The following is a 27,000-nucleotide window of genomic DNA, read 5'->3' on the forward strand; positions in this document are numbered from 1 at the left end:
AATTTCCTGATTTTTTGTAAGCGTAATCAAAAATCTGTAGCCACCACAGAACATGTCAGTTATACTGGGATTATTATTCGGCTATTCAGAAGATAACCAAGGGACATACCTATTTCCCGGTAAGGGGATTACCCACCTAGGTTAAGCGCTATACTTTATTATTACTTATTAGTTTGGTGCTCCAGTGTGGATGGTATGAATGCTATGATATAAGACTTTATTTCAACGGGAGAAGGATGTGTGTCATCGATGACGACCTATTTCAGTGAACCACAGAGCATGTATTACCGATTTGGAGAAGATCAGGATCAGGTGCTGAAGGTGCTAGCCGAGAGGTATATTGGAGCCAATGCGCAGGCTGATTTTGTATATCGGGTATTCCAGAAGTCTGGTATTTTGCAAAATGAAAAAGGGCTTTATGATCTGAACTTAGGTAAACGTTTTCCTGATGCACCTAAAGACCATATATCCTACGCAGCTGCACTGGTTTGGGGGGACGAGGACCGAAACCTGGATGTACTGGTCCGCTGCTATGGGCCTGTTCGTTTCTATTTCAATGAACAGATGGTCTATCGCTCAACCGTAATGGATGAGATTAGTCCAGACGCAACGGTGAAGCTCAGCATCGATATCAAGCCTGGTTGGAACACCATTTGGCTGGAAATGAAAAACACTCCTGCCGGCTTTGGCTGCCAGTTTGGATCAGATGAAGGTAAAGTGCGAATTTTGAACGTATTTGCTCCATTCCAGGAGAGACAGGGGCAAGCGGGGTGGGTATTCTCTCAACCGAACCCGGCCACGAGTAAGCAACCAGACCTGCTTGGTAAAGAAGCTGACTACAGCTTAAATTGGTTGCCTGAGACAGGCTGGTCTGATGAAGATAAAACCAAGCCAGCCTTCGAACGAATATTCGGAAATCTTGCTGGAAAACATGCTTATGCTTGGACCCATCTGAACAATATCGATTCAACCGGGAATCAGGTACGATTGTCAGGTCAATCCTCCGGTTCTCTAAGTATTTGGATTAGCGGCAAGCCTGTGGCGCAAGTGAAGGAGCCGGGTTCGTTCGAAGTGGATGTAACAGTCCCGTTTGGACGGAGTGACCTGCTTGTCCGAAGTGAATATGACGATAAGGCGGGACCTTGGCATTTTAATTTGAACGCAACCGTGTCGGGCAAGCCGCTCTCACTGGAAATTCCTCAGCGTGTGCACGGTGCTAATGGAGAGTCTTGGTTATATGTTGGACCTTTTGAGTCGGAGGTTGAACCGGACTTGGCGGATCTGACTCGAACGGACCGAGTGTATCAAACGGGGCAAAGACAGACATATTGGCGCTTAGATCGACCGGATGCTTGGATCAGACCTTATTATGAGAACGCGATGTTAAGCAACAAATGGACAGTGGGCAGTGTGACCAATTATGGTCGCTGGGATTATCCATTGGGTGTCACTGTATATGGTCTATTACGGACGGGGCGTTATTTGCAAAGACCGGACATTACACGTTATGCGGCTGAGCATGTGCAGGCATGTACCCAGATGTATGAGTACTCCTTATGGGATCGGGAGCAGTATGGTTTCCCGGCTGTCAATCAACAATTGGTCATGCTGAAAATGCTGGATAACTGCGGTTCTTTTGGTTCAGCCATGCTGGAATCGTATTCAGAGTGTCATGAACCAACGTTTCTTCCGATTGCTGAACGCATTGCAGATTTCATGCTTTCCCGCCTGGAGAGGCAGGAGGATGGTGCATTTTATCGCACATGTGTAGGGGAGTATGCCGAGAATACCATGTGGGCAGATGACCTCTATATGAGCACGCCGTTTCTCGTTCGTTATGCCCGGGTGACAGGCAACTCAACCGCATTGGATGAAGCCGCCAGACAATTTTCACTGTATCGGAAGTATCTGTTTATGCCTGAGTTCAAGATCATGTCCCATGTGTATGATTTCAAATACGGACAGGCGACGCAGATTCCATGGGGACGGGGGAATGGTTGGACGCTGTTTTCCTTGACAGAGGTACTGGAAGCTTTGCCAGCAGAGCATCCCGAGCGCCCGGCCTTAATAGATTTCTTTAATGAGCTGTGTGAAGGGTACGCAGCGCTTCAAGGGGAAAGCGGGTTGTGGCATCAGGTATTGAATGTTCCCCAGACGTATGAAGAAGCCTCCTGCACGGCGATGTTTGCCTATGGTTTTGCGAGAGGTGTACGCTTTGGCTGGTTCAAAGACCCAGAAGTTTACGTCACAGCTGCCGAACGGGCTTGGAAGGGACTCATCTGCAAAGCGATTGATCGTCAAGGGAATGTCCATGGCGTGTGCAGCGGATCACGATATGCATTTACAGCAGAGTATTATGATCAGGACTTGCGTACCGTCACCAATGACAATCACGGAATAGGCATTATGATGCTGGCAGGAACCGAAGTGGCAAAAATGAAGAAATATCTGGCTGAGCACAGGGTGTCTTCACCTGCAGTCTCACATTCCTGACAGATTCGCAGGAAACACAATTTTTATAGCTGAACATCGAGCTCGGACATTCCAATGGCTCGTAGAAAGAAATGCCGTGATTAGATGTTCATACCTTTGTTCCATATCAGCCCAGTAACTTCTTCTCAATGTATCATGCATGTATACCCGTAATCATACCGATACGGGAACGGAACCGCCGGGAATATCATTCCTGGTGGTTTTTGATTCCTGTAACTCCTTACTTTTTTGACAGGAAAGCTTACTTTTGTTTATGTCATGTGCAGCAATGGACCGATACAATATATTTTGTAAGCGATTCCATAAATGCAAGAAGGGGAGGAAATTCATTTATGATGATTACAAAAAAGTGGGTAACCCTGTTCTGCCTGTCCCTGTTATTGTTCGCTACAGCCTGTTCGGGAGGAGCCACGGATAAGCCAGCTTCTTCTAGCGAAGCAAGTGGAAGTGAAGGAGACTCTTCAGGCAAGATTGAACTGCGCATGACCTGGTGGGGATCACAGACCAGACATGATCTGACGACCAAAGTCATCCAACTATTTGAAGAGAAACATCCGGGAATCACCATTAAACCTGAATACTCCGGTTGGGATGGTTATTTTGACAAATTAACTACACAGGTAGCCGGTTCAAATGCACCAGATATCATCCAGATGGATTACGCATTTCTGACTGACTTTGCCCGCCGTGGGGCCTTGCTTGATCTGACCCCATTTGCAGAGAGCAAAGAGCTGCGGACAGAGGATCATGATCAGAGCATGATTACAGCCGGATCCATTGACGATAAATTATATGCGATTACCCTAGGAGTAAACGCACCAGGTGTCATTTATGACGCCACCGTATTTCAGGAATTAGGTATTGAGGAACCGCAAGAGAGCTGGACATGGAAGGATTTTGGGGATATGGCGACCAAAATTGCCGCAGCCAAAGGTGAGGGGTTCTATGGATCTGCAGACATTTCCGGTACAACCAACATGTTCGAAGTGTTTATCCGACAATCCGGGAAAGGATTGTTTGATGGTGGCACGATGACCGCTACCAGTGAGGAGCTTCAGCAATGGTTCGATATGTGGGGCGCATTGCGCGAGAATGGTGGAGTGACCACAGCGGAGATCACGGCATCCACAACCAATGCACTGGAGACACGCCCGATCTCACTGGGCACAGCTGCCATGGATTTTGCATGGTCCAATCAATTGCTGACATTCCAGCAGGTGAACAAAAACCAGGATCATAAGCTTGGCATACAAGTGCTTCCGCATGGTGCAGGTGAAAAGCAAATCGGTGAATATCTGAAACCAGGCCAGTTCCTCTCCGGTTATGGCAAAACCAAACATCCAAAGGAAGTTGCCATGTTCATTGATTTCATGGTCAATGATCCAGAAGCAACCGCTATTCTTGGTTCTGAACGTGGGGTGCCGGTCAATTCCAGCATTCGTGAAAAGATGCAGCCTACGCTGCCGGAAGCGGAGCAAACCATTTTCCAATTTATCGATACTGTATCGAAGCACTCCAGCGAGATTGATCCACCGTACCCGCAAGGATTTGCTGAAGTGGACACAAGTTTCAAGAGCGCAAGCGAGCAGATCGCCTTCGGTCAAGGTGATACGCCAGATGTCATTGCCCAGTTTATTGAAGGAGCCAAGGCTACGCTTGGATCGAGTCAATAAAGCATTGAAACTGTTCCAGACTTCTAATTCTGCGGGGAGGTTGCGAAGATGACGACATCACAGGTCAGTCAAGCCCGAATCGAGCGTGTAGCTAACCGGCGGGTCAAACGGAGATATGCCCACAATGGAGCAGCGCTTCTGTTCCTCGCCCCATGGCTTGTTGGATTGTTATTTCTAACCCTTGGTCCCATGTTGGTATCCTTGTACATTTCGTTCACCGATTATAGTATCCTGGCCGCCCCTTCCTGGGTCGGTCTGGATAACTACACGACGATGTTTACATCGGATAAACTGTTCACTCAGTCGCTCAAAGTTACATTCACGTATGTCGCTGTATCCGTACCGGTCAAATTGATCTTTGCGCTGCTGGTAGCCATGTTGCTCAATAAAGGGATTCGAGGGCTGGGTATTTACCGGACGGTGTATTACATTCCGACATTACTTGGAGGTAGCGTTGCAATTGCAATGTTGTGGCGTAAAATGCTGGGCGGGGACGGGCTACTCAATAGTGTGCTTGCCATGGTGGGCATTAAGGCGCCCGATTGGGTTGCCAATCCGAAGTATGCCCTATACTCCATCGTGCTGTTATCCGTATGGCAGTTTGGATCATCCATGATTATTTTCCTGGCAGGTTTGAAACAGATTCCACCCGAATATGATGAAGCCTCAGCGGTAGATGGTGCAGGCCCTCTGCGGAGATTCTTCTATATAACGTTGCCAATTCTGTCACCCGTTATCTTCTTCAATCTCGTCATGCAGCTGATTACGTCCTTTCAATCGTTCACGCAGGCTTTCGTAATCAGTAATGGTAGCGGAGGGCCAGTGAACTCAACCTTAATGTATTCGCTCTATCTGTACAAAAAAGGATTCTCATTCTTTCAGATGGGCTATGCTTCTGCGATGGCCTGGGTGTTGGTCATCCTGATTGGCGTATTTACATTGCTCGTATTCCGCAGCAGCAAGCTGTGGGTGCACTATGAGGATGGTGGAAAATCATGATTGGACAACGGAACTCTACAGCATGGGTCGTCAGCAAACATGTGTTGATCTCAGGCATCGCCTTTGTCATGCTCTACCCGATCCTCTGGATGCTGGGCAGCTCGTTCAAACCGGGACATATGATCTTTACAGAGACCTGGTTTTGGCCGCAGGAATGGAATTGGCAAAATTACATGAATGGCTGGTCCGGTATTCAGGGGAATCCGTTCTCCCGCTTCCTGACCAACTCTGTCATCCTGTCGCTTGGCGCCGTGCTGGGCAATGTCATCTCCTGCTCTATGGCGGCATATGCCTTCGCCCGACTGAATTTTCGTTTCAAAGCCATCTGCTTCGGCCTGATGCTCATGACGATTATGCTGCCTCATCATGTGACGCTGATCCCGCAGTATATCCTTTTCAACCACCTGGAGTGGGTGAATACGTATCTGCCGCTTGTGGTGCCAAAATGGCTCGCGACCGACGCCTTCTTCATTTTTCTCATGGTACAGTTCTTCCGGGGATTGCCCAAAGAGTTGGATGAGGCGGCTACCATTGATGGTTGCGGTCCTGTGAAAATTTACACCAAAATCATCATTCCACTTGCGTTTCCAGCACTGGTTACCACGATGATCTTTACGTTCTTGTGGACATGGGACGACTTCTTCAGTCAGTTGATCTACTTGAGTGACGTTAGCAAATACACCGTGCCGCTAGGTCTGCGTCTGTTCCTTGATTCGAGTTCTCAATCCGATTGGGGCCCGATGTTTGCCATGTCGGTGTTGTCGTTGGTGCCATGTTTCATTGTATTTATCGTGTGTCAAAAGTACTTCGTGGAAGGAATCGCGACCTCTGGGCTCAAAGGGTAATTCCAAGACGAAACGAGTTGATTTTTCCATGGGGAAAGGAAGATGGTCTGCATTCATTAATCAAAAGCTGCAACAAAGCAAGCTCTCCACATTGATGGTGACTTGCTTTATTGCGTTTAACCTGTTGCTCGTCTCCGTTGTGGTCTGGCTGGCATATCAGTCTTTCTCTGCGGTCACATTTGCCGAGATTAGCAAAGCACGTCTGGCTCTTCTGAACGAGAGCACACGTCGGGGATTTGATTTCATTACAGGGGTAACAGGAACCGCATATGGTTTGGCAAGCAATCGGGAACTGTCCAATCTGCTCGAAAAGGCCGATACGGGCAGGCTTGCACAGATTCACCAGCGGAGAGAGGTTTCTCGAATCCTGGATCATACCATGGTCGTGAGTGAAGGCATCACCTCCATCGAACTGTATACGGATGTCTTTAATGAGGTGACAGTGACTATGGCTGATCGCATATTTCCGGTGGATACCATCGCACACGACTCTTGGTTTGCTACGTTGGAAAAGGCTGATGCGGCATGGGTGCCGCTGCGCGAGAACGAATCGGGCCAATCCCTGGTCGGATACGCCCAACGGATTTTCGACAGTCATGGCGGAACGGTGGCCTATGTGCTCATTCGACTGAGTAGAGCGGACATCGTACGCAGGTTTGCCGATGTGCCCATGGTGCTTGATGGAAAAGTCCTGTTGGTAGATACGGCTGGTAATGTCGTAATGCAGATGGGGAGAGTTGATCCAGCAGAGGAAAATGAACGAGCGGATAGAAGAAATGAAGCGAGTACCATTCAAGAAACGGGTGGAGCTGTAAATTCATCTTCTTCTATTATAGATAGTGCATGGATTCAGGAACATGTACAGCCTGGCGCAGATGGATACGAAGTCGTTTCCGGCCAATCCGGAGGTGCCCAATTGGTGCTCTACTCCAGACCAGCCATGCTTCAGTGGCGACTCGTACAGACTATTCCGGTGTACACACTTCTATCTCCGGTCAGGCATGCGGGCTGGCAGATTCTCGGCATCGCCATACTGGGACTATTATGCTCCGCTGTGCTTGCGTACCTGTTCGTAAGGCAGATCATCCGCCCACTGAGACAATTGATCAAGCGAATGAGACAACTGGAGAAAGGGGACTTCGATACCCGGGTCCAACTTTCGTTTACGGAGGAATATGCCCATTTGGCTTATGGCTTTAATCACATGGCTTCACAGCTCACGACGCTGATGGAACAGGTGAAGGATGAGAGCCGGGCTAAGCGTGAAGCCCAGACGGGCTTGCTTGAGGCCCAGATCAAACCCCATTTTCTATACAATACCCTCGACATGATCCACTGGCGCGCACTTGATTATGAAGCTAAGGATATCAGTCGTATGATTGTGCAGCTCAGTAAGCTGTTACGGATCGGACTGAGTGGAGGGAGATTGTTTATACGGGTTCGTGATGAGTTGGAACATGCCCGTTGCTACGTTAACATCCAGTCAGAGCGGCTACCGTTCTCCATTCAATATCAGGAGCAGATCGATCCGCATATTCGTGGTTGTTACATTCCCAAGATCATTTTGCAGCCCTTTATCGAAAATGCCGTTATGCACGGGCACCCTGAAGAAGGTACACTTCGAATTCAGGTGCATATGCACGAAGAGGTTGGTCCGCATGAGGATATCGTCATTCGTATCGCGGATAATGGGCGGGGTTTGCCGGAGGGGTGGAAACTCGAAGAGACGTGTGGCATCGGTGTACGGAATGTACATCAGCGCATTCAGCTTTATTGTGGGAAGAGGTATGGCGTTCAACTGAGCGATAGAGAGTCAGGTGGCGTGGAAGTGACCATTACGCTGCCGCGTATTGAGACCGACGAGCAATTAAATCTATGGCTGGACGGTGAAAAATGATGAAGACCATTATGCTTGTTGATGACGATCCTCATATTGTAAAGGCATTAACAGATCATATCGATTGGCCTTCTCTGGGCCTCAGCATTGCAGGCACTGCTTCCAACGGCTTGGATGCGCTGGAGCTGTTTCAACGCATGCATCCAGATGTGGTTATGACTGACGTCTATCTACCGGGGATGAACGGGCTTGAGATCACACAGACGTTGCGACGTGATCATCCCCACTTGCCGATCATCATTCTTAGTGGATATGACGAATTCGAGAACGCCCGGGCAGCCATGCGCTGGGGGGTGAATCACTTTTTGCTGAAGCCGGCAGAGGTTGAGGAGATTGAGTCTGTGCTGCGGGAGGTGCTACTGGAACAAGATGTGCGAGAGCGGCATGAACGGCTGGAGCAGACGTACAAGCAGGAGGTCGGACGGGTACTTCCGTATTTGCGCAAACAATTTCTTCACGAACTGCTGACTACGCGATATCGGGCAGATGAACTGCCTAAAGAACGCATGGACTATATAGGCATTCATATGTCCTCACAGGCACGCGCCATTAGTCTGCAACTGAATCGCCCCGTATTTTTGACACGGATGAAAGAACGGGATTGGCAGCTTCTCCGCTATGGGGCGGCTGATATTATTCAGGAGACGGTGAAGGAACAGGCGGCGCGCATGAATGGTCAGGTAGAGATTGTTGATTATTCGGATCAGGTATTTGTGTTGCTTCTATTAGCAGACAAAGAGGATAAGGATCAGCTGGAGGAGATCTTGCCACTCGTGGAAAGGATGATGGATCAGATCTTTACGTATTTGAAAATCGAAGTAAGTGCTGGAATAGGAAAATCCAAAAGTCACCCATGTGAGGTGATAGATTCTTATCTGGAGAGCAGGGAAGCGGTGGAAACAGCAGAGTTTCAAGGTGGAAATCGTATCTACCACTATGAAGCGTCAGAGGATACAGAACCAAGTTTGACCGATTATTCGTTAATGCTTCGTCAATGGAATGAGGCTTGGACGGATATCAGACCTGATCTGGCGGAAGAGGTATGGCACCATATTCGGCTTTTGCTGAAAGAGGGCAACTGTGTTGGGATACAGGGTGTACAGGTGGTGGTCGTCAGTTTGTTTGACACGTTGATTCATAGCTGGAACCGACTTCACCCTATGTTACCCCCGCCGCTCGCGATGAGTGATTTTCTGCGTGAAATTCAATCGAAATATGCTTTGCATGATCTGGTAAGCTGGATGGATCGTATTATCTGCAACTGGCTCGATCAGATACGCAAAGAGATGGGTGAGAAGAAGAGCAATAAACTGATAGAGCAGGTGAAACAGTATGTGGAGCTGCATTACACCGAAGAGATTAGTTTTGAAGCGATTGCCAAGGGGCTGTTCGTACATCCGAAATATCTGAGTCAACTTTTCAAAAGGGTGACCGGTGAGAATTTCGTGAGTTATTTGAACGGGTACCGGATTCAGAGGGCGTTGGAACTGTTGCAGTCGGGACATTACATGGTATATGAGGTGAGCGAGATGACGGGGTTCCGTAATGCGACGTATTTCAGCCAAGTGTTCAAAATGCTTACGGGCAAGAGTCCGTCTGAGGTGGGGTAGAGCGATACAGGTATAGTAATTATACAAAGCAGAAGAGGAGGTACGGTTCTTATGATGATCGATCAGCAGGAATATTACATTAAAGGCTTATCTTACTCCATTAGATCGGCAGAGGAAAAGGATGCTGAGGCCTTGTCTTCACTTCGTGTACAAATCGATGGGGAAACCGAGAACATGGATCGTGAAGAGGGCGAGGCGTATATCGACGCAGCCGGGTTCAGGCGGATCATCCATTTGGACACTGAGAAGTCACGGAATCTATTCCTTGTTGCTGTAGTGGCGGACGCAATTGTGGGATACTCCCGATGTGAAGGTACAGAGTTGAAGCGCTTTTGCCATAAGATTGAGTTTGGCGTGTGTGTGGCCCGAGAATTCTGGGGACATGGGATTGGCAAGAACTTGCTGGAGAAGTCGATAGAATGGGCAGACCAGACTGGTGTAGAGAAGAAGACGTTGAACGTGCTGGCATCCAATGAAAAGGCAATCGAGTTATACCAAAAGAGTGGCTTCGAGATCGAAGGTATTTTGAAAAAGGATCGGCGACACATGGAAGGACAGTATCACGACACAATAGTGATGGGGAGGTTCAAAGACTAATAGTAAAAAAAGTAAAAACACAATCTATTTAGTCCACAGCCTATGGAGTTCAATTATTAGATTCGAAATCCACATAACAGATAGCAACGTTATTGAGTAGAGGTATGATGTTTCTTATTTTATAGAACGAATGTAATGATGCTGGTTGATTAGTTCACAACCTATATTGAGAGAGATTCGACCGGTGAGCGTATATAGGATATAGTAAGAGGATATTGCCATTGGAAAAAGAGATTATGAAGAGATTGAATCAGATATAAAATCAGCTTCCAAATGGAATTTTTTACAAGTGGTAATTGTGTTGTGTATATGATATATTCTATCTCCGGCCAAAAAAAACGAGAAACAAAGTACAGTAGGCAAAACAAATAAGCTTCGAAAAGAAACTTAAAAAAAGAGCTTGCTAAGTTGGTTCGGAAGTGTTATGATATAAAAGTTGCTGAGGGGAACGACACTCGGTAGAAAAAACAAGTTTGATCTTTGAAAACTGAACAACGAGTGAGTAAACATTCTGCTTGCAGAATGAACGCGAAAGTTTGAAACAAGCCTTGGCTTGGAACGACTGGAGCACAAATGAGATTTTTAATCTCGTCAGATTCAAAATGAGCTTATCGCTCTTTTCAATACTTTATTGGAGAGTTTGATCCTGGCTCAGGACGAACGCTGGCGGCATGCCTAATACATGCAAGTCGAGCGGACTTGATGAGAAGCTTGCTTCTCTGATGGTTAGCGGCGGACGGGTGAGTAACACGTAGGCAACCTGCCCTCAAGTTTGGGACAACTACCGGAAACGGTAGCTAATACCGAATAATTGTTTTCTTCGCCTGAAGGGAACTGGAAAGACGGAGCAATCTGTCACTTGGGGATGGGCCTGCGGCGCATTAGCTAGTTGGTGAGGTAACGGCTCACCAAGGCGACGATGCGTAGCCGACCTGAGAGGGTGATCGGCCACACTGGGACTGAGACACGGCCCAGACTCCTACGGGAGGCAGCAGTAGGGAATCTTCCGCAATGGGCGAAAGCCTGACGGAGCAATGCCGCGTGAGTGATGAAGGTTTTCGGATCGTAAAGCTCTGTTGCCAGGGAAGAACGCTTGGGAGAGTAACTGCTCTCAAGGTGACGGTACCTGAGAAGAAAGCCCCGGCTAACTACGTGCCAGCAGCCGCGGTAATACGTAGGGGGCAAGCGTTGTCCGGAATTATTGGGCGTAAAGCGCGCGCAGGCGGTCATTTAAGTCTGGTGTTTAATCCCGGGGCTCAACCCCGGATCGCACTGGAAACTGGGTGACTTGAGTGCAGAAGAGGAGAGTGGAATTCCACGTGTAGCGGTGAAATGCGTAGATATGTGGAGGAACACCAGTGGCGAAGGCGACTCTCTGGGCTGTAACTGACGCTGAGGCGCGAAAGCGTGGGGAGCAAACAGGATTAGATACCCTGGTAGTCCACGCCGTAAACGATGAGTGCTAGGTGTTAGGGGTTTCGATACCCTTGGTGCCGAAGTTAACACATTAAGCACTCCGCCTGGGGAGTACGGTCGCAAGACTGAAACTCAAAGGAATTGACGGGGACCCGCACAAGCAGTGGAGTATGTGGTTTAATTCGAAGCAACGCGAAGAACCTTACCAGGTCTTGACATCCCTCTGACCGGTACAGAGATGTATCTTTCCTTCGGGACAGAGGAGACAGGTGGTGCATGGTTGTCGTCAGCTCGTGTCGTGAGATGTTGGGTTAAGTCCCGCAACGAGCGCAACCCTTATATTTAGTTGCCAGCACTTCGGGTGGGCACTCTAGATAGACTGCCGGTGACAAACCGGAGGAAGGTGGGGATGACGTCAAATCATCATGCCCCTTATGACCTGGGCTACACACGTACTACAATGGCCGGTACAACGGGCTGCGAAATCGCGAGATGGAGCCAATCCCAACAAAGCCGGTCTCAGTTCGGATTGCAGGCTGCAACTCGCCTGCATGAAGTCGGAATTGCTAGTAATCGCGGATCAGCATGCCGCGGTGAATACGTTCCCGGGTCTTGTACACACCGCCCGTCACACCACGAGAGTTTATAACACCCGAAGTCGGTGGGGTAACCGCAAGGAGCCAGCCGCCGAAGGTGGGATAGATGATTGGGGTGAAGTCGTAACAAGGTAGCCGTATCGGAAGGTGCGGCTGGATCACCTCCTTTCTATGGAGAATCGTTTCCTGCAACGGAAACATTCAAATAAGCAGCTTAGCTGCAAAACACTCACTCGTTGCTCAGTTTTGAGAGCTCAAACTCTCAAAACAGCTTGCTTTTGCATGGAGCTTGTTCTTTGAAAACTAGATATCGAAACGAAACAAACGCGAATTAGAACATTCCTTTTTAGCTGAACTTGTGTTAAACAAGTTTCAATAAAACGGTAGATTGCTGGAGCGTGTGATCGAAATGGAGTGACTTTTGGCTTTGGACGTAGTCCAAAACAAGGGAAGCGACAGCTCGAACACGAGCGCAATGGTTAAGCTACTAAGAGCACACGGAGGATGCCTAGGCGCTAGGAGCCGATGAAGGACGTGGCGAACAACGAAACTGCCTCGGGGAGCTGTAAGCAAGCTTTGATCCGGGGGTGTCCGAATGGGGAAACCCAGCTGGGGTAATTTCCAGTTACTCATAACTGAATACATAGGTTATGCAGAGGCATACCAGGGGAACTGAAACATCTAAGTACCCTGAGGAAGAGAAAACAATAGTGATTCCGTCAGTAGCGGCGAGCGAACGCGGAGAAGCCCAAACCAAAGAGCTTGCTCTTTGGGGTTGTGGGACGTCTCACATGGAGTTACAAAGGAACCGGTTAAGCGAAGAGGTCTGGAAAGGCCCGCCAAAGAAGGTAAAAGCCCTGTAGTTGAAAGTCTGTTCCCTCCGAGACGGATCCCGAGTAGTGCGGGGCACGTGAAACCCCGTATGAATCCGGCAGGACCATCTGCCAAGGCTAAATACTTCCTAGCGACCGATAGTGAAGCAGTACCGTGAGGGAAAGGTGAAAAGCACCCCGGAAGGGGAGTGAAATAGAACCTGAAACCGTGTGCTTACAAAAAGTCAGAGCCCGTTTTAGGGGTGATGGCGTGCCTTTTGTAGAATGAACCGGCGAGTTACGTTCCCGTGCAAGGTTAAGGTGAAGAGCCGGAGCCGCAGCGAAAGCGAGTCTGAATAGGGCGACATAGTACGTGGACGTAGACCCGAAACCGGGTGATCTACCCCTGTCCAGGGTGAAGGTGCGGTAACACGCACTGGAGGCCCGAACCCACGCATGTTGAAAAATGCGGGGATGAGGTGGGGGTAGCGGAGAAATTCCAATCGAACTCGGAGATAGCTGGTTCTCCCCGAAATAGCTTTAGGGCTAGCCTCGGAAAACAGAGTCGTGGAGGTAGAGCACTGATTGGGTGCGGGGCCCGCAAGGGTTACCAAGCTCAGTCAAACTCCGAATGCCATAGACTTACTTCCGGGAGTCAGACAGTGAGTGCTAAGATCCATTGTCAAAAGGGAAACAGCCCAGACCATCAGCTAAGGTCCCCAAGTGTGTGTTAAGTGGGAAAGGATGTGGAGTTGCACAGACAACCAGGATGTTGGCTTAGAAGCAGCCACCATTGAAAGAGTGCGTAATAGCTCACTGGTCGAGTGACTCTGCGCCGAAAATGTAACGGGGCTAAACACACCACCGAAGCTATGGCTTGATGCTTTGCATCAGGGGTAGGGGAGCGTTGTATAAGGGTTGAAGGTGTACCGTAAGGAGCGCTGGACATTATACAAGTGAGAATGCCGGTATGAGTAACGAAAAGATCAGTGAGAATCTGATCCGCCGAAAGCCTAAGGGTTCCTGAGGAAGGCTCGTCCGCTCAGGGTAAGTCGGGACCTAAGGCGAGGCCGAAAGGCGTAGTCGAAGGACAACAGGTCGAAATTCCTGTACCACCGTAAGCCGTTATGAGCAATGGGGGGACGCAGTAGGGTAGTGACGCGGACTGATGGATGTCCGTCTAAGCAGTAAGGCTGATGTGTAGGCAAATCCGCACATTGTAAGGCTGAGCTGTGATGGGGAGCGAAAATTATAGTAGCGAAGGTCATGATCTCACACTGCCAAGAAAAGCCTCTAGCCAGGTGATGGTGCCCGTACCGCAAACCGACACAGGTAGGCGAGAAGAGTATTCTAAGGCGCGCGGAAGAACTCTCGTTAAGGAACTCGGCAAAATGACCCCGTAACTTCGGGAGAAGGGGTGCCCCGGTAGTGTGAATAGCACGAGGGGGCCGCAGTGAAAAGGCCCAAGCGACTGTTTAGCAAAAACACAGGTCTGTGCGAAGCCGTAAGGCGAAGTATACGGGCTGACGCCTGCCCGGTGCTGGAAGGTTAAGGGGAGTGGTTAGGGAGTAATCCCGAAGCTGTGAACCGAAGCCCCAGTAAACGGCGGCCGTAACTATAACGGTCCTAAGGTAGCGAAATTCCTTGTCAGGTAAATTCTGACCCGCACGAATGGCGTAACGACTTGGGCGCTGTCTCAACGAGAGATCCGGTGAAATTTTAATACCTGTGAAGATGCAGGTTACCCGCGACAAGACGGAAAGACCCCATGGAGCTTTACTGCAGCTTGATATTGAATTTGGGTACGATCTGTACAGGATAGGTGGGAGCCTTTGAAGCATGAGCGCCAGCTTGTGTGGAGGCAACGTTGGGATACCACCCTGATCGTATCTAGGTTCTAACCTGGTACCGTAATCCGGTGCGGGGACAGTGTCAGGTGGGCAGTTTGACTGGGGCGGTCGCCTCCTAAAGAGTAACGGAGGCGCCCAAAGGTTCCCTCAGAATGGTTGGAAATCATTCGAAGAGTGCAAAGGCATAAGGGAGCTTGACTGCGAGACCTACAAGTCGAGCAGGGACGAAAGTCGGGCTTAGTGATCCGGTGGTACCGCATGGAAGGGCCATCGCTCAACGGATAAAAGCTACCCTGGGGATAACAGGCTTATCTCCCCCAAGAGTCCACATCGACGGGGAGGTTTGGCACCTCGATGTCGGCTCATCGCATCCTGGGGCTGAAGTAGGTCCCAAGGGTTGGGCTGTTCGCCCATTAAAGCGGTACGCGAGCTGGGTTCAGAACGTCGTGAGACAGTTCGGTCCCTATCTGTCGTGGGCGTAGGAAATTTGAGAGGAGCTGTCCTTAGTACGAGAGGACCGGGATGGACGTACCGCTGGTGTACCAGTTGTTCCGCCAGGAGCACCGCTGGGTAGCTATGTACGGACGGGATAAACGCTGAAAGCATCTAAGCGTGAAGCCCCCCTCAAGATGAGATTTCCCAGTATGTAAGACCCCTTGAAGACGACGAGGTAGATAGGCTGGGGGTGGAAGTGCAGCAATGCATGGAGCTGACCAGTACTAATCGGTCGAGGGCTTATCCAATTAGCAAGTGATAATTCGCGTGTTTCGTTTCGAATCTAGTTTTCAGAGAACGATCTCTGAAATGTAAGCTAAGCTATGCGTTTGGTGGCGATGGCGGAGGGGTTCCACACGTACCCATCCCGAACACGACCGTTAAGCCCTCTAGCGCCGATGGTACTTGGACCGCAGGGTCCTGGGAGAGTAGGACGCCGCCAAGCGAAACCCCATTGGGGTATTTTTTTTCGAAAATTGATAAGGGCCCTTAGCTCAGTTGGTTAGAGCGCACCTCTGATAAGGGTGAGGCCGGTGGTTCGAGTCCACCAGGGCCCATAGTAAGACCACAACAAGAAATACACAAGAGTATGGGGCCATAGCTCAGCTGGGAGAGCGCCTGCCTTGCAAGCAGGAGGTCAGCGGTTCGATCCCGCTTGGCTCCACCATTCCCTGATAGCTCAGTTGGTAGAGCACTCGACTGTTAATCGAGTTGTCACAGGTTCGAGCCCTGTTCGGGGAGCCAGTAAGGCCCGTTGGTCAAGGGGTTAAGACACCTCCCTTTCACGGAGGTAACAGGGGTTCGAATCCCCTACGGGTCATAGCAATATCTATTGCTTCAACAAGGGATGAGAATCCCAAAGGTTCGTCGGAGGATGCACTTCGTTAGCAACAGCTTCGCAGTCTCGAACGAAGTGAGAGTATCCCCTACGGGTCATATTATGGAGGCTTAGCTCAGCTGGGAGAGCATCTGCCTTACAAGCAGAGGGTCGGGGGTTCGATCCCCTCAGCCTCCACCATATAACTTTATAACGACGCGGGGTGGAGCAGCCCGGTAGCTCGTCGGGCTCATAACCCGAAGGCCGCAGGTTCAAATCCTGCCCCCGCAATTATACTTTCCTTTGAGAAAGTGATCTGGAACCGTGGTGTAGTTGGCCTAACATGCCTGCCTGTCACGCAGGAGATCGCGGGTTCGAATCCCGTCGGTTCCGCCATTTTTTTAATGTAGTAAGGCTCGGTAGCTCAGTCGGTAGAGCAGAGGACTGAAAATCCTCGTGTCGGCGGTTCGATTCCGTCCCGAGCCACCATTTATAACACCATGTAATACGCCGGTGTAGCTCAACTGGTAGAGCAACTGACTTGTAATCAGTAGGTTGGGGGTTCAAGTCCTCTCGCCGGCACCATGTAATCCTGGAGGATTAGCGAAGCGGCCAAACGCATCAGACTGTAAATCTGCTCCCGTACGGGTTCGGTGGTTCGAATCCATCATCCTCCACCAGTTTTTCTATGAGTCATTAGCTCAGTTGGTAGAGCACCTGACTTTTAATCAGGGTGTCGAAGGTTCGAGCCCTTCATGACTCACCATTATATGCGCGTGTGGCGGAATTGGCAGACGCACTAGACTTAGGATCTAGCGTCTTTGACGTGGGGGTTCAAGTCCCTCCACGCGCATCCCTTATTTGCGGAAGTGGCTCAGCGGTAGAGCATCGCCTTGCCAAGGCGAGGGTCGCGGGTTCGATTCCCGTCTTCCGCTCCAATATTTTGCGCCCTTAGCTCAGCTGGATAGAGCGTTTGACTACGAATCAAAAGGCCGGGAGTTCGAATCTCTCAGGGCGCGCCATTATAACTTCATATTTTGCCGGCGTGGCGGAATGGCAGACGCGCTCGACTCAAAATCGAGTGGGAAACCGTGGAGGTTCGAGTCCTCTCGCCGGTATAGATAACGGGATGTAGCTCAGCTTGGTAGAGCACCTGGTTTGGGACCAGGGGGTCGCATGTTCAAATCGTGTCATCCCGATTGTTGTTATGCGGGTGTAGTTCAATGGTAGAACTTTAGCCTTCCAAGCTAATAGCGTGGGTTCGATTCCCATCACCCGCTTCATACTTTGTAAGACCTTAAACCCTTGCCCTACAAGGGTTTTTTGTTTGCTTAAAATTCGACATAGGACTAGACTATTTTTGTTCATGGGGCAGGTCATGGGGCAATTCTCAATCTTTTAGGATCAAACACCTCTAAACGGTCCGCAGCGTCTCTTGAGATCATCTCAGACTTATGTGTGTAGATATCGGCTGTGGTTCCGATCTTAGTGTGCCTTAAACGTTCCTGCATGGTCTTGAGATCCGCGCCGCTTTCTCTGAGCAGCATGGCTGCCGTGTGTCGCAACCCGTGTAGTTTGACATGTGGAATGCCCTTCTTCTGCAAAAACTTCCTCCAGGTGCTTGTGGGGGTCGTAGGGAAGTACATAATTCCTTTCCCACCATGGAATACATATGATTTGTTCTCTCCAGCCCAATCTTTGCATTGGAATTTCTCTTTTTTCCATATTCGTTCGTATTCCTTGAGCTGAGCCATGTACCACTTCGGCATAGCTACCCAACCCTCGGATTCTTCTGTCTTAACTTCGCCTTCAATCTTGTTACCTTCTTTATCAAATGTGATTTGCTTATCGATCCAGATTGCTCCCCGATCATAGTCGACGTCCGGCCACTCTATAGCTAAATATTCGCCCCGTCTGAAGCCGCCAAGGAGTGACCCGGTAAAATAGAGCCTCCACCTATCTGGCAGGTCGTAGAGAGCCAGCAGGACCGTTTCTGATTCTGAGCTATTAAATGCCTTCTTTACACCGCGCATAACTTTCTTTTCCTTCTTGCTGGTTTTCGGTCGCTGAACGCCATCCATCGGGTTCTTCGTAATCAGTTCCCAATCATGGGCAGCGTCAAAAACCGACTTGGCCGCTTTGTAGATATTTAATTTCGAATTAGTAGCGAACTCTTTCCCGTTCTCGCGCCGCAGCTCTCCAAAGAAGGTAACAAGCTGCAGGGTTGTTATTTTACTAATTTTCAGGTGGCCAAACTCTGGAACCACATATTTGTTCAGATTGTAGAGGTTCACGTTCTGCGTGTATTCGCCCATATTCCCTGCAGCGTAGCCTTTCTCCCATTTCGGAATGAAGTCATTAAAGGTGATATCCTCCTGTTTGACTGCTTTTCCTGCTATTACTTGTTCACTCCATTTAGCTTCTTCAAGCGCAAGCCAGGCTTCCTTTTTCTTCTCTGATTTTGAACGTGCGATCTCTTCCGGCATGTAGACAGTAACAGACCTTTTCGGTCTGGACGCCTTTGAGGGATCTCGCTCAACAATTTTATACTTGTTGCCTCCTAGATGTTCATTCCAAGCCATGTCATTCTTCCTTTCTAAGCATTGATAATGGATTTTTATATTTCCAATTACATGAAAAACACCTCCTTTAAAGAACGTATGTTCTGTTTTTGGGTATGAGAAGCCACTAGTAATAAGCTCATCTCGAAAGCTACGCAGTTGATTCAATGACTCCCAGTGGATCAAAAAATATGATATGTCGTTCATCCGCTCGGACAGATAGACCAAACTTCTCCGTGTAGCGGTCAATGGCTGACTGGAGAAATTGTTCTGTTACCCCTAGGTATTCGGCAAGATCATATCGGCCTGAGATTCGGGCATGATGGGCTTGGACAATCTGGTCTAAGGGCAGCATACACTGATATGCCCACTGCCTGGCGCGAAGCTCTTGCTTTCGTTTATGTATGTCGCTTTGGTCAAGAATATCGCCAAAGCTCGTGTGATGGTGCCCTAGTTCTTCAGCAAGTATGCAGGCTTTTTCAATGATAGTAGAGATTCGCTTATCTATAAGAATTAACCCATCTGCATAGAAGCCCTTGCTTCTGCCCCGTAAGGGCTTCTCGACGATATCGACGTCTGACACACAAGCCTCAGCGCATAGTTTTTCGTAGTTGTAGGCTACCATCACGTCACTCCTTGCTCTTTCTAAGCTGCCTTCTTAATTTTACTAACTCTTTGAATTCCTCGATATCCTGAAGTTCTTCTTCTGTCCAATCATCACCGTCATGGTGAGCTGCAATGGTTTGAGGCACATATTGTTGAGATTCACCTTCTATGTTGGCACTTAAGGGTTTTGAGGTCATTGTTTTATACCCTGCCGCTTCCATAAAGTCTTCTCGAAGGACTAAGATCTCATAAGGATTAAAAACAGCTAACCTTTCTACAAACTCAGGCTCCGGTTTTATTAGACAAATACCCATCAAATAATTATCTAGAGTTTCGGAGTCAACCCCGCTTAATTTTGCAACTTCCTCAATGGGTTTATTCCCTACTATAATCCGGAGCATTTGCTCAAATCTTGATAGTTCAAACCCGTAAAGAACTCGCTCAACAGATACATTAAATAAGTCGGCTACCTTTTGTAACTTGTCAATGGAAGGGGAGTTCTTATTCCAGTTGTATATAGCGCCATTCCCAAAACCTAACTCTTTCTCAAGTTTTGGGATAGAAGTGTTAAATTCCTTACAAAGTTCTCGTATATTATCGACAATATTCATATCAACTCTCCTAACAGAAAATATTCTAACTAAAATATTCGGTTATTTGTTGACTTAACTAAAATATTCGGTTATATTTGTTTCAACAGCTTAATTAACAGCGAAAAAGGCAATAAAAAACCAGAGGTCACTTGACCCCGTATCAAAAATCGTTCCCCAACGACGTTTATTTGGTTGTGTCTTCTTCACGATAATAGATTATTTTCGGTTCATTGTCAATAATTAAGCTGTTTATTTTACAAACTCTTACAAAGGAGGGGTGTTAAATGCCACATTATACTGAGTTTGGAGCTGAAGCGAGAAAGATCATGTTCCAACGCAACATTAAATTGAAGGACCTTGCTAGTGAACTTGGTGTCTCAGTTACTTATGTTTCCGAGATTCTTAAAGGAACACGTGAAGGAAAGAAGCAAAAACCTATGATCGCAAGGCTGTTAGGCATGGAGAGCGAGGTTTGCTAAATCCTATCCAAGTGTATCTCTAACATAATTTAAACATTCAATTAATTCATTTAACAATGAAAGAAAGTGGTCTTGTGACATCAACAGCAGGATTTATCGAAGCACTACGTGTGGAAATCAAGCATGAACTAAGAGCCGAGATCCTGGCCGAGCTTAAACCTACCATCGAACAACTTTTATACGCTAATGTGTTTGATTTTGCTGAGGCATGCAGATATCTGAAGGTTTCGGACTCCACGTTACGGCGGATGGTTAAAAACGGCGAGATTCCTTTCATTAGGAATCGGACACTAATTCACTTTCGTCAGATCGCATTAGATAAATGGCTAGAAGGAAAGGAGCAAACAAAGTGAGTAAAATGCCAAGCCTGGTACTGCCAGAAGTGATGGATTACTGCGCTAATCCAGAATGTGCCTCTGAAATCGTAGAGGGTCAGATCGCTGTACATCATGGCAAAGATCTCTATTGCAAGTTGAGTTGTATGGCAAAGTCCATCGGAGCTGTGACGATCACCGCGGGGGATTAGGAAAGGAGGTGAGAATTTTGCCCTTGATGACAGAACAGCATTTCAAAGCAGCCTGTGGCTTTTACTTGGCCCTTGCAAGTCAGATGCGCCGGAGTGGCCATATCAAAGTCGCTACTCATGCGGACAAGCAGTACCGCACATATCGTAATCGTCTACACGCAAAAATGCAGCTGATCGGCTCCTACCCCGAAACAGCTGCACATAGTTAAAAACTCTACCGTCAGTTTACCCTGACAGAAAGGATTATGCAATGAAAGTCTGCTACAGGGAAATTAATTTCCGTGCTGAAAGCCTTCGACTCATTGAGAAAGTAAATAGCATCATCAATGAATATCAGGAGATGGGCTATTCCCTCACACTTCGCCAAGTTTACTATCAGTTGGTAGCTCGCGATGTCATTCCGAACAATGAACGTTCTTACAAAAACCTTGGGAATTTGATTTCAGATGGACGGATGTCAGGGATGATTGATTGGAATGCCATTGAGGATCGTACACGTAATCTGCAAGAAAATAGTCATTGGGGTTCACCAGGATCTATTCTCTACTCGGCGGCCCGTTCTTTTGCCTACGATAAATGGGCTGACCAGGATAATTACGTTGAGGTTTGGGTCGAAAAAGACGCCTTGGTCGGAATCGTTGGACAGGTTTGTGAAGAGTTAGACATTCCGTATTTCTCATGCCGTGGGTATGTGAGTCAATCTGAGATGTGGTCCGCAGCCCAAAGGATGAACGATATTGCAGGACAAAAAGAAATCCACATCATTCATCTTGGAGATCATGATCCGAGTGGAAGAGACATGAGCCGTGACATTGTGGATCGCCTGGAGCTGTTTGGAGTTAGTGTAGAATTTCAGCGGATTGCTCTTAATTATGACCAAATCGAGGAATACAGCCCACCCCCAAACCCCACAAAACTAACAGACAGTAGGGCTACAAAATACATTGCAGATTTCGGCTACGAATGTTGGGAACTTGATGCTTTGCGTCCAGATGTTATTGACGGTTTGATTCGGAATGCAGTTACTCAACTTTGTGACTTGGATCTACTGGAAGAAGCGCGAGGCAGGGAGAAAAAAGCCAAGTACGCACTTGAAGCCGTGGCAGATGATTGGCGCAACATTGAAAGTAAATATACCAAGGGAGATGAAAACTGATGAAAGCCACTGGTATTGTTCGCCGCATTGATCATCTTGGTCGCGTGGTTATTCCGAAAGAGCTTCGCACGGTTCATTTTATTGAGGACGGGAGTCCGTTTGAAATCTTTGTCGACGATGACAAGATCATTCTTCGCAAGTACCAACCAGGCTGCATTTTCTGTGGCCAAAGTGATCATTTGCACTTATTTCATGGTAAACACATTTGCACACCTTGTATTACGAAAGCAACAGAGCTTACTAAAAACTAACCCCTATTAGGAGGAATTATCCATGCCAGTTCAAATCAACATCACCGGCGCTGATGCAGCCGAATCCCTTCGTGAGCTTTCCGCACTATCCTTTGGTCTTTGTGGCAATGTTCAAGTTGCTGCCCCTGTTGCTCCAGTAAAAGAGGAGGCGAAGTCCCGCCGCGCTTCTACCAAATCGGATACGACTAAACCCGTAGAGGAGAAGCCTGAAGTAGCACAAAAAGACGAGCCGCATTCTGATCCTGATTCGGGCACAGGTTCTGCTGATCCTGATGCGAGTGCGGACGATGCTGAGGATATCCCCGATGATGCTTCTCTTCGAGCAGCGGCTATGGACAAGTCAAAAGAGGTAGGTAATCCCAAAGTTAAGGCCCTGCTTGTTAAGTATGAAGTTAAGAATGTTACAGCTATCCCGAACGACCAGCGCATTGATTTCCTTCGTGAGTTGGTAGGGTTGTCGAAATGACAGCCCCTGCACATTCGGAGCGGAAGCATGCCTTATTGGGTGCTTCCAAGGCTTCGCAGTGGATCAACTGCCCACCGAGCGCCAGGCTCACGGAACATATTCCGGATACGCGGAGTGAATTTGCGGATGAGGGCACGGCAGCCCATGAGCTGTCAGAGCTTCGCCTACAGCGCCGTTTGACCATCTGCGACTCAAAGCGTCGTAAGGATCTGGAACAGAAGATGAAGACCTTCATGGAATCCAATCGATTCTATGGTCCTGAAATGGAGACGGCCGTCACGGAATACTGTGAGCTGGTAGAAGAACGGTTTATGGAAGCCAAGGCACGGTCTGTGGACGCTGCAGTCCTGTTGGAAGCTCAGGCTGACTTCTCGGAATGGGTGCCCGATGGTAAGGGGATCGGTGACGTCGTACTGATCTCTGATGGAATCATGGAAGTCATTGACCTGAAATACGGTAAAGGTGTACCGGTTAGTGCATTCGGCAATCCACAGATTCGCCTATATGCCTTGGGTACTTGGGCAGAGTACAACATGTTCTATGACATTCAGGAAGTTCGGATGACTATTGTTCAGCCACGACTCGACAGTATCACTACGGACACGATGACAGTGGACGAGCTGTTGGCGTGGGCAGAGGAAATTGTTCGTCCTGCTGCCGCTCTGGCCGATGCAGGCGAAGGGGAGTTTAAGCCCGGAGATCATTGCCGGTGGTGCAAGGTCAAAGGAAACTGCCGTGCCCGTTCTGACGCCAACATGGCCGCTATAGCCTACGAGTTCCAAGATCCGGCACTACTTGATCTGGACGAAATCGGGGCAATCCTGCCTATTGCTGAACAGCTCCAGTCATGGGCTAAGGATGTTCAAGGATATGCGTTCGACCAGGCTAAGGCCGGTCAGCGAATACAAGGCTGGAAGTTGGTCGAAGGGCGCAGTAATCGCGCCATCAAAGACAAGGATGTGGCTTGGAAAGTTCTTCAGGATGCTGAAATTCCGGAAGACAAGTATCTCAAGCCACGCGAGCTACATGGTATCGGAGAACTGGAGAAACGGATTGGCAAGAAAGAATTGTCCTCATTAATCAGTGATTTAATTATAAAACCACAAGGCAAACCGGTTCTCGTGGTCGAGACAGATAGGCGGTCCGAGCTTAACAGTGTGGCCGATGATTTTGAAGGAGTAGAGTTCGATGGGTGATATCGCAGACTATCATGTTGATCAAATGACTTCTGGGCGCTGGAGTTCAGGACATACAAAACCAACTCAAAGGAGAAATGTTCAAATGGCAATCGACAATCAAACAACTAAATTGGTGACTGGAAAAGTAAGACTTTCTTATGCAAACGTATGGGAGCCGCAATCCATGGACGGTGGAGATCCGAAATACAGCACTGCTCTTCTGATCCCGAAAGACGACAAGGTAACCTTGCAAAAGTACAAAGCAATCATTGATACGCTTAAAGAACAAGCGAAGGCAAAATACGGTGGTAAGTTGCCTGCTAAATTCCATTCACCGCTTCGTGATGGGGATGAGGAAAAGCCGGACGATGAGGCTTACGCAGGACACTACTTCTTTAACGCCAGCTCCAAGAACAAACCGGGTATCGTGAAGCCAATGGGCAAAGACGGCAATGGTAAAACCAAGTTCCAAGATATTACGGATACCACCGAAGTATACAGCGGCTGCTACGCCAAAGTCAGCGTAAACTTCTATCTGTTCGATACTAAAGGCAACAAAGGTATTGCGGCAGGGTTGAACAATATTGTGAAGGTACAGGACGGGGACTTCCTCGGTGGACGCAGTAGCGTTTCGGATGACTTTGCTGATGAAGATTTTGATACAGATGATTTTGACGGTGATGAAGAAGATTTCTTGAGCTAATTATTTTTTAGGGGATTCGCGAGGGTCCCCTTTTTCATTAAATTGAGAAAACCCCTCTATTTGAATAGAGAGGCATCGAATCCCATTTTCACGCTAATTAAAGTAATCACCGCAATAATTATGGATTGTTTGATATTTAACTCGAAATCGCGAAATTTGAGTTGCATTTTCTCAGCTCCTTTTTTATGTACATGTAATGTAAGTTACACATTACACATATCAGAGGGCTAGAATTACACCCACTGTATGTATCAAGAAAACAGTGAGCTACTCACGAGAAAAGGAGAAAACTGCGGTGCTTCACGACTAATATAACATAATATTCCTTATGTGTAATTAAGAAAATATGTTCTCTTTTTTTGAATATTGCTTTGTATTTTGAGTCTTTGAGAGGGGGATTCATGAGCTTGTTACAGATTGACTTAGAGACGTACAGCAGCATTGATCTGAAAGGTTGCGGTGTTCATCGCTATGTTGAAGCAGAGGATTTCGAGATTCTGCTGTTCGCCTTTGCTTTTGACGATGATCCGGTCCAGGTCATCGACTTAACCGACTTTCAGGATATCCCGAAAGACGTACTGGATGCCCTCCAGATGGACGTGACCAAAACGGCATGGAATGCTGGTTTTGAACGTGCTGCCATCGCCAAGTATCTCGGCATAGCGTGTCCTGCTGAGCACTGGCGCTGTTCTATGGCTCATGCCTACACCCTGGGTCTTCCTGGCTCATTAGACGGGGCAGCCAAGGCCCTTGGACTCGAAGTGCAGAAGGATAGCAAGGGTAAAACCCTGATCAAGTATTTCAGTGTTCCCTGCAAGCCCACGAAGGTCAACGGCGGACGTACGCGTAACTATTCGTACCATGACATGGATCGCTGGCAACAGTATGTGGACTATAACCGGCAGGACGTGGTAGTGGAACGCGAGGTGCGTAAGCGCCTGGAGCGGTTCCCGGTTCCTGAACGTGAGTGGCAAGTATGGGCACTGGATCAAAAGATTAATGATTATGGCATAGGCGTGGATGACAATCTTGTGAGTCACGCGATTGCTTGCTCAAAGTTGTACACGGAGCGGTTGCTCATTGAAGCCAAGGAGCTGACGGGAGTCGATAATCCCAACAGCCTGCCGCAGCTCAAAGAGTGGTTCGCGGATCAGGGATTGCAAATCGACAGTTTGAATAAAGACAATATGCCTGAACTGCTGGACGCTGCACCTACAGATGAGACAAAACGCATGCTTGGGCTACGGCAGGAAATGGGGAAAACCTCTGTCAATAAATACGATGCTATGAAGCTGGGTACCTGTGATGATGGCCGTGTGCGGGGGATCTTGCAATACTGTGGGGCAAGCAGGACATGGCGCTGGGCTGGGCGGCGAGTGCAGATGCATAATCTGCCTCAGAATCACTTGGAAGATCTGGGGAGAGCGCGCAACGTGCTTTCTTCTGGGGATTATGAACTGCTGGAAATGCTGTATGGCGCCCCGCCGTTCGTGTTGTCTGAACTGATTCGTACCTCGTTGATTCCTTCACCAGGTAATCGATTCATTGTTTCTGACTTTTCGGCAATCGAGGCACGCGTCATTGCCTGGCTAGCAGACGAGATGTGGGTACTGGACGTATTCCAAGGACATGGCAAGATCTATGAGGCAACGGCTTCGCGTATGTTTGGAATTGACTTCGAGACGATTGTAAAGGGACATGAAAACTATAAATATCGGGCATCCGGAAAAGTGGCCACTTTGGCCTGCGGATTCGGTGGTGGTGCAGCGGCTATGGAACAAATGGATAAGAAGAAGGAAATTCCTGCAGATCAGTATGATCCTTTGGTAAGACAGTGGCGGGATGCGAATCCACGAATCCGTAAGCTCTGGTACCGTGCAGAGGCCGCAGCCATGGAGGCTGTTCAGACAAAAGGTGTTGTCAAACTGGCTCATGGCGTGAGCTACCGATATGCCAAAGGAATGCTGTTCGCGGATCTACCAAGTGGTCACAGCTTGTCCTATCCTTCACCGGAGATCAAGCCCGATCCCAAGTTCAACAAAGAGGGACTGTCGTTCAAGGCTCCTGACAAAACAGGCCGTATGGTTCGGCAGCGCACCTGGGGCGGAACGCTTGTGGAGAATTTGGTCCAAGCGATTGCGCGGGACTGTCTTGCGGAGAGTTTGCTTCGGATGGATCGGGCGGGCTTCAATATTCCGCTGCATGTACATGACGAGGTTGTACTGGATGTGCCGGAGGAAATTAGCTCGGTTGAGGAAGTGACGGATTTGATGGGGCAACCCATTGATTGGGCGCCAGGACTGCCCTTAAAGGCAGCCGGCTTTGAATGCGAGTTTTATCAGAAGGACTAATCAAAGTTTGTAATTAAACAGAAATAACCC

General features: G+C 48.4%; 20 protein-coding genes, 17 tRNA genes and 3 rRNA genes. 37 read left to right on the plus strand and 3 right to left on the minus strand.

Annotated elements, in window-relative coordinates; all coding sequences use genetic code 11:
* The first annotated feature begins 249 nt into the window (after nt 1–249).
* The 27 genes from F0220_RS01350 (at nt 250) to F0220_RS01480 (ending at nt 17,380) form a co-directional block, all read left to right on the plus strand.
* On the plus strand, nt 250–2,493 hold the full coding sequence (locus F0220_RS01350) for a glycoside hydrolase family 88/105 protein (RefSeq protein WP_105602203.1): 2,244 nt from the start codon (nt 250–252) through the stop codon (nt 2,491–2,493).
* Between the two features lie 332 nt (nt 2,494–2,825).
* Nucleotides 2,826–4,166 carry an ABC transporter substrate-binding protein gene (locus F0220_RS01355; protein WP_181155612.1) on the plus strand — a complete coding sequence of 447 codons (1,341 nt, stop codon included), beginning with the start codon at nt 2,826–2,828 and terminating at the stop codon, nt 4,164–4,166.
* 48 nt (nt 4,167–4,214) lie between these two features.
* Nucleotides 4,215–5,165 carry a carbohydrate ABC transporter permease gene (locus F0220_RS01360; RefSeq protein ID WP_105602200.1) on the plus strand — a complete coding sequence of 317 codons (951 nt, stop codon included), beginning with the start codon at nt 4,215–4,217 and terminating at the stop codon, nt 5,163–5,165.
* Entirely contained in the window at nt 5,162–6,010 is an 849-nt protein-coding gene (locus F0220_RS01365; protein WP_036616400.1) for a carbohydrate ABC transporter permease, read from the plus strand. Before F0220_RS01360 ends, F0220_RS01365 begins: the two co-directional genes overlap by 4 nt.
* A 28-nt stretch (nt 6,011–6,038) precedes the next feature.
* Complete coding sequence (locus F0220_RS01370; RefSeq protein WP_105602198.1) at nt 6,039–7,907, plus strand: cache domain-containing sensor histidine kinase; 1,869 nt, start codon at nt 6,039–6,041, stop codon at nt 7,905–7,907.
* Nucleotides 7,904–9,517: a response regulator gene (locus F0220_RS01375; protein ID WP_105602197.1), complete on the plus strand. Its 1,614-nt coding sequence runs from the start codon at nt 7,904–7,906 to the stop codon at nt 9,515–9,517. The genes F0220_RS01370 and F0220_RS01375 overlap by 4 nt, the downstream gene beginning before the upstream one ends.
* Nucleotides 9,518–9,568: 51 nt before the next feature.
* Complete coding sequence (locus F0220_RS01380; protein ID WP_105602195.1) at nt 9,569–10,114, plus strand: GNAT family N-acetyltransferase; 546 nt, start codon at nt 9,569–9,571, stop codon at nt 10,112–10,114.
* Between the two features lie 628 nt (nt 10,115–10,742).
* A 16S ribosomal RNA gene (locus F0220_RS01385) occupies nt 10,743–12,295 on the plus strand.
* 308 nt (nt 12,296–12,603) lie between these two features.
* Nucleotides 12,604–15,531: ribosomal RNA gene (locus F0220_RS01390) — 23S ribosomal RNA — on the plus strand.
* 80 nt (nt 15,532–15,611) lie between these two features.
* A 5S ribosomal RNA gene (gene rrf, locus F0220_RS01395) occupies nt 15,612–15,728 on the plus strand.
* Together the 16S, 23S and 5S rRNA genes with 17 tRNA genes alongside form the textbook arrangement of a ribosomal RNA operon.
* 38 nt (nt 15,729–15,766) lie before the next feature.
* A tRNA-Ile gene (locus tag F0220_RS01400) sits at nt 15,767–15,840 on the plus strand.
* A gap of 34 nt (nt 15,841–15,874) precedes the next feature.
* Nucleotides 15,875–15,950 (plus strand) — tRNA-Ala (locus F0220_RS01405).
* A 1-nt stretch (nt 15,951) separates the two neighbouring features.
* A tRNA-Asn gene (locus F0220_RS01410) sits at nt 15,952–16,027 on the plus strand.
* A gap of 4 nt (nt 16,028–16,031) precedes the next feature.
* A tRNA-Glu gene (locus tag F0220_RS01415) sits at nt 16,032–16,103 on the plus strand.
* Nucleotides 16,104–16,225: 122 nt separating this feature from the next.
* Nucleotides 16,226–16,301: transfer RNA gene (locus F0220_RS01420), tRNA-Val, on the plus strand.
* A gap of 16 nt (nt 16,302–16,317) precedes the next feature.
* Nucleotides 16,318–16,391: transfer RNA gene (locus tag F0220_RS01425), tRNA-Met, on the plus strand.
* Between the two features lie 27 nt (nt 16,392–16,418).
* A tRNA-Asp gene (locus F0220_RS01430) sits at nt 16,419–16,496 on the plus strand.
* Nucleotides 16,497–16,513: 17 nt separating this feature from the next.
* Nucleotides 16,514–16,589 (plus strand) — tRNA-Phe (locus F0220_RS01435).
* 20 nt (nt 16,590–16,609) lie between these two features.
* Nucleotides 16,610–16,685 (plus strand) — tRNA-Thr (locus F0220_RS01440).
* A gap of 9 nt (nt 16,686–16,694) precedes the next feature.
* Nucleotides 16,695–16,780: transfer RNA gene (locus tag F0220_RS01445), tRNA-Tyr, on the plus strand.
* Nucleotides 16,781–16,790: 10 nt separating this feature from the next.
* Nucleotides 16,791–16,866 (plus strand) — tRNA-Lys (locus tag F0220_RS01450).
* Between the two features lie 6 nt (nt 16,867–16,872).
* A tRNA-Leu gene (locus F0220_RS01455) sits at nt 16,873–16,953 on the plus strand.
* Nucleotides 16,954–16,963: 10 nt separating this feature from the next.
* Nucleotides 16,964–17,038 (plus strand) — tRNA-Gly (locus F0220_RS01460).
* 7 nt (nt 17,039–17,045) lie between these two features.
* A tRNA-Arg gene (locus tag F0220_RS01465) sits at nt 17,046–17,122 on the plus strand.
* Between the two features lie 17 nt (nt 17,123–17,139).
* A tRNA-Leu gene (locus F0220_RS01470) sits at nt 17,140–17,218 on the plus strand.
* Between the two features lie 7 nt (nt 17,219–17,225).
* Nucleotides 17,226–17,299, plus strand: a tRNA-Pro gene (locus F0220_RS01475).
* A gap of 10 nt (nt 17,300–17,309) precedes the next feature.
* A tRNA-Gly gene (locus tag F0220_RS01480) sits at nt 17,310–17,380 on the plus strand.
* Nucleotides 17,381–17,476: 96 nt separating this feature from the next.
* Here the strand turns inward: F0220_RS01480 and F0220_RS01485 are convergent.
* From F0220_RS01485 to F0220_RS33400, 3 genes are all read right to left on the minus strand, one after another.
* Entirely contained in the window at nt 17,477–18,682 is a 1,206-nt protein-coding gene (locus F0220_RS01485) for a tyrosine-type recombinase/integrase (protein ID WP_105597948.1), read from the minus strand.
* A gap of 130 nt (nt 18,683–18,812) precedes the next feature.
* Nucleotides 18,813–19,286 (minus strand): ImmA/IrrE family metallo-endopeptidase, encoded by a 474-nt coding sequence (locus tag F0220_RS01490; protein WP_105597949.1) that lies wholly within the window; start codon nt 19,284–19,286, stop codon nt 18,813–18,815.
* Nucleotides 19,287–19,290: 4 nt separating this feature from the next.
* Entirely contained in the window at nt 19,291–19,878 is a 588-nt protein-coding gene (locus F0220_RS33400) for a helix-turn-helix domain-containing protein (RefSeq protein WP_105597950.1), read from the minus strand.
* A 266-nt stretch (nt 19,879–20,144) separates the two neighbouring features.
* Between F0220_RS33400 and F0220_RS01500 the strand changes: the two genes are divergently transcribed.
* The 10 genes from F0220_RS01500 (at nt 20,145) to F0220_RS01540 (ending at nt 26,970) form a co-directional block, all read left to right on the plus strand.
* Complete coding sequence (locus F0220_RS01500) at nt 20,145–20,339, plus strand: helix-turn-helix domain-containing protein (protein ID WP_105597951.1); 195 nt, start codon at nt 20,145–20,147, stop codon at nt 20,337–20,339.
* A gap of 74 nt (nt 20,340–20,413) precedes the next feature.
* Nucleotides 20,414–20,692 (plus strand): helix-turn-helix domain-containing protein, encoded by a 279-nt coding sequence (locus tag F0220_RS01505; protein ID WP_105597952.1) that lies wholly within the window; start codon nt 20,414–20,416, stop codon nt 20,690–20,692.
* The gene (locus tag F0220_RS32340) at nt 20,689–20,865 is read left to right on the plus strand and encodes a hypothetical protein (protein WP_181155330.1); all 177 of its coding nucleotides are present in this window, start codon (nt 20,689–20,691) and stop codon (nt 20,863–20,865) included. Before F0220_RS01505 ends, F0220_RS32340 begins: the two co-directional genes overlap by 4 nt.
* A 17-nt stretch (nt 20,866–20,882) precedes the next feature.
* Nucleotides 20,883–21,074, plus strand: coding sequence for a hypothetical protein (locus tag F0220_RS01510; protein ID WP_105597953.1), 192 nt, complete (start codon nt 20,883–20,885; stop codon nt 21,072–21,074).
* A 41-nt stretch (nt 21,075–21,115) separates the two neighbouring features.
* Complete coding sequence (locus tag F0220_RS01515; protein ID WP_105597954.1) at nt 21,116–22,021, plus strand: hypothetical protein; 906 nt, start codon at nt 21,116–21,118, stop codon at nt 22,019–22,021.
* Nucleotides 22,021–22,272, plus strand: coding sequence for an AbrB/MazE/SpoVT family DNA-binding domain-containing protein (locus F0220_RS01520; RefSeq protein ID WP_105597955.1), 252 nt, complete (start codon nt 22,021–22,023; stop codon nt 22,270–22,272). Before F0220_RS01515 ends, F0220_RS01520 begins: the two co-directional genes overlap by 1 nt.
* A 22-nt stretch (nt 22,273–22,294) precedes the next feature.
* Nucleotides 22,295–22,738 (plus strand): hypothetical protein, encoded by a 444-nt coding sequence (locus tag F0220_RS01525; RefSeq protein WP_105597956.1) that lies wholly within the window; start codon nt 22,295–22,297, stop codon nt 22,736–22,738.
* Nucleotides 22,735–23,934, plus strand: a complete 1,200-nt coding sequence (locus tag F0220_RS01530; RefSeq protein ID WP_105597957.1) for a DUF2800 domain-containing protein — start codon at nt 22,735–22,737, stop codon at nt 23,932–23,934. The genes F0220_RS01525 and F0220_RS01530 overlap by 4 nt, the downstream gene beginning before the upstream one ends.
* 85 nt (nt 23,935–24,019) lie before the next feature.
* Nucleotides 24,020–24,619, plus strand: a complete 600-nt coding sequence (locus tag F0220_RS01535; RefSeq protein ID WP_105598445.1) for a DUF2815 family protein — start codon at nt 24,020–24,022, stop codon at nt 24,617–24,619.
* A 401-nt stretch (nt 24,620–25,020) separates the two neighbouring features.
* Nucleotides 25,021–26,970 (plus strand): DNA polymerase, encoded by a 1,950-nt coding sequence (locus F0220_RS01540; protein ID WP_105597958.1) that lies wholly within the window; start codon nt 25,021–25,023, stop codon nt 26,968–26,970.
* Nucleotides 26,971–27,000 lie beyond the last annotated feature (30 nt).

It is taken from the genome of Paenibacillus sp. 37, assembly GCF_008386395.1.
Taxonomy (GTDB): Bacteria; Bacillota; Bacilli; order Paenibacillales; family Paenibacillaceae; genus Paenibacillus; species Paenibacillus amylolyticus_B.